Source organism: Henriciella sp., from assembly GCF_049649345.1.
GTDB lineage: Bacteria > Pseudomonadota > Alphaproteobacteria > Caulobacterales > Hyphomonadaceae > Henriciella.
On record NZ_JBARZC010000257.1, the window covers coordinates 1 to 2592 of the forward strand.

The 2592-nt window shown below is 66.0% G+C and carries 3 protein-coding genes; 1 reads left to right on the top strand and 2 read right to left on the bottom strand.

Features of this window, described 5'->3' with window-relative positions; translation table 11 throughout:
* Together WA989_RS06615 and WA989_RS06620 are read right to left on the bottom strand one after the other, a co-directional pair.
* The coding region (locus WA989_RS06615) for a VIT1/CCC1 transporter family protein (protein ID WP_424339714.1) at positions 1-568 on the bottom strand (568 nt) is incomplete at its 3' end.
* Between the two features lie 122 nt (positions 569-690).
* A complete protein-coding gene (locus tag WA989_RS06620; RefSeq protein WP_424339715.1) occupies positions 691-1374 on the bottom strand; it encodes a hypothetical protein in 684 nt (227 codons plus the stop codon).
* A 147-nt stretch (positions 1375-1521) separates the two neighbouring features.
* Here WA989_RS06620 and WA989_RS06625 point away from each other — a divergent pair, with 147 nt between their 5' ends.
* On the top strand, positions 1522-2322 hold the full coding sequence (locus WA989_RS06625) for a hypothetical protein (protein ID WP_424339716.1): 801 nt from the start codon (positions 1522-1524) through the stop codon (positions 2320-2322).
* Positions 2323-2592 lie beyond the last annotated feature (270 nt).

Genomic DNA, 2592 nt, shown 5'->3' on the forward strand with positions numbered 1-2592 from the left:
GGGCAAGGCTCAGCAGCGAGGCGACGATCACCACGGGTCCGACCACGTGAAGCGGCGCCGCGATGGCCGCCAGCAGGGGCAATGCCGCGCCAACCGCAAAGCTTGCTGCAGATGATACCGCCGCCTGGACGGGCCGCGCTTCGACCACATGCGAGATGCCAAGCTCGTCGCGGGCGTGCGCTTCGAGCGGGTCCTCAGCCATGAGCTGGCGGGCGACCGCATAGGCCGTCTCTTCCTTCACGCCCCGGTCCATATAGATGTGGGCGAGTTCGGCCTCTTCCTCTTTCGGGTTTTTCTTCAGCGCGGCGGCTTCCTTGGCGAGGTCGGCCTCTTCAGTGTCGCGCTGGGAGCTGACCGAGACATATTCGCCGGCCGCCATGGACATCGCGCCTGCGACCAGGCCGGCCACACCGGCCAGCACGATTTCAGGCCGGCCCGCTGACGCCGAGGCAAAGCCGACGAGCAGGCTCGCCGTCGAGACGATGCCGTCATTGGCCCCGAGAACGGCGGCGCGCAGCCAGCCGATCCGGTGGACCATATGGTGCTCTTCATGGCCCTCATAACTCATCGCGGCGGCTCCCTTGTCTGACCTTCAGGGTCAGAAAGTAAGGGGCCGGGCGGGGATTGAAAGCCGGACGTTGACTTGGCCGCAGCCGCCAGCCTCCCGGCGGACGGGTGGCAGGCGGAGCGTCAGACTGTGTGAAGCGCCTGGTCTGGCGGCGCGCCCGGTAGCGGCAAGCGCCTGATTTTCATCATGAAAAGTTGAACCATGTCGACCAGCCAGGGCGGCACGTGGCGGGATCTGAGGCCCGGCGGACGCCCCGGCCGGCAGGGGTCCCAGCGCGGCAGTCTGACATTCTTCGGCCAGCGGGCGAGCCGTCTGGCATGCGCGCGGGCGAGGGTGTCGCGGTGCTCGATTGCCCCGGCAAGCGCGTTGATCCGGCGCATGAGGGCGTCCGGCTCGATAAGCTCTGGCGGCGGCAGGGAGGGGCCGAACTTTTCAGGCGTCGGCGCGCCGAAAACGCTGGCGAGGGAGGGGATGTGTTCGAAGAGCTGGAAGGTTGGCGTACCACTTCCGCTTTGCCCGCCTGGTTCGACAGGCTCACCATGAGGGGCCGGCCTGCGCCGGGAAGAGCGGGTTTTTTGGCCCTCAACCTCAATCTCATCGGCCATCAGCACGATCAGCCGCCGCATCAGCGCCTCTGCCGGGCGCAGCAGGCGCAGCGCCTTTACCCGTGCCTGCCGCGTAAAATAGCTCGGCGCGCGGCCGCCGATGATGTGCAGCATCGCGCAGATATCCGCGAGCAGCGCCAGCAGCCGCGGCACGGCCCGCTCCATCGCAATGCTCACATGATGGTTCAGCGCCTCAGACATTGCGGGCAACCATAGACGGGCGCTCGCGGGGGCGGATGGATCGGGGATCTCGAACCGATAAACTTTCGTGACATTTGCCCCGCGGCCCTCGCGCTTTGGGACCAATGCTGGCATGCCCCGGTTTCATCCGGATGGAGGGATGACGCCATGAAAGCTGGCAGGCTTGCCAGTCTGGGAGCGGTGTTCGCGCTGGCAGGGTGCGCCGTTTTGGGCGCGCCGCAGGATATCGCCATTCCGGTTGCTGCAGACTATCAGGCACGCGAACAAGCGCAGATGAAACCGCATGACAGTTGCGGGCCGGAATTCATGCAGGCGGCGGTGCCGGGCCTCATTCGCGCCGTATTGGAGCCGCTTGCGGATGGCCCTTTCCGCGCCTCCTGCCGGCGCCATGATGCCTGCTATCGCCTGCAAGAGCACAGCCAGGCCTGGTGCGATGAACGGTTCCGCGAGGAAATGGTCGCGACCTGCAATACCGGCACGGGCGGGCTCGGCTATTCGCTGCCCGGCATCGGCCCTCCGCTCTGCCGGGTGCAGGGCGGGCTCTATTTCAGCTTGGTCAGTTCGCCCGGTGGCGCGGCCGCCTATAAGGGAGAGCCGGGCGGGCAGATTGCCAATCTGCGCCACAGGATTGTCCGCAGGGCGCCCGGCGAGGATCAGGTCACGGCCTGCGTCGACATTGCCAATGAGACGCCGGTCCTGCAGGGCTATGTCGTTGATCTCAGGGATAAAACCGGCAGGCAGATCGACCGGGCACCGTTCAGAGGCCAGCTCCAGCTGCGCACCGGAGAAAGCGGCACGCTCTGCGTCGGGACGACGGGCAGCCGGCGCTATGGCCTGCCTGATTTTGCCGATGGGATTTACGCCGTGCTGAGCGCAGACGACCCGTCGCGCTATGCGGCCTGGGGCGATCTGGTGGTCGTCGATCAGCGCCAGGTGGTGCTCGATTGAAACTGCGGGGGCGCGGGTTGACGTCGATCGCCATGGTGGGGTTTGTGAGACCGGCATGAAACTGCGCAAGGAATATCGCTCGAACCGCGTCTTCACGCGGGTCAGCCCCTATGTGCACAGGCGGCTGAACGCGGCCACCGAGTCAGAGCGGCTCTAAGCCTAGGCCCGCAGATACCTGCGCAGGCAGGTATCCATGGTGTGTTGGCTGAGATGGAGCACCATGGGTTCCTGCTTTCGCAGGAACCGGCGGCTAAATGGTAGGTGCAGAAT

Bases quoted from the DNA above. Each gene is read 5' to 3' on its own strand.
- WA989_RS06620 (WP_424339715.1), bottom strand. From the start codon at position 1,374: ATGTCTGAGGCGCTGAACCATCATGTGAGCATTGCGATGGAGCGGGCC.
- WA989_RS06625 (WP_424339716.1), top strand. From the start codon at position 1,522: ATGAAAGCTGGCAGGCTTGCCAGTCTGGGAGCGGTGTTCGCGCTGGCA.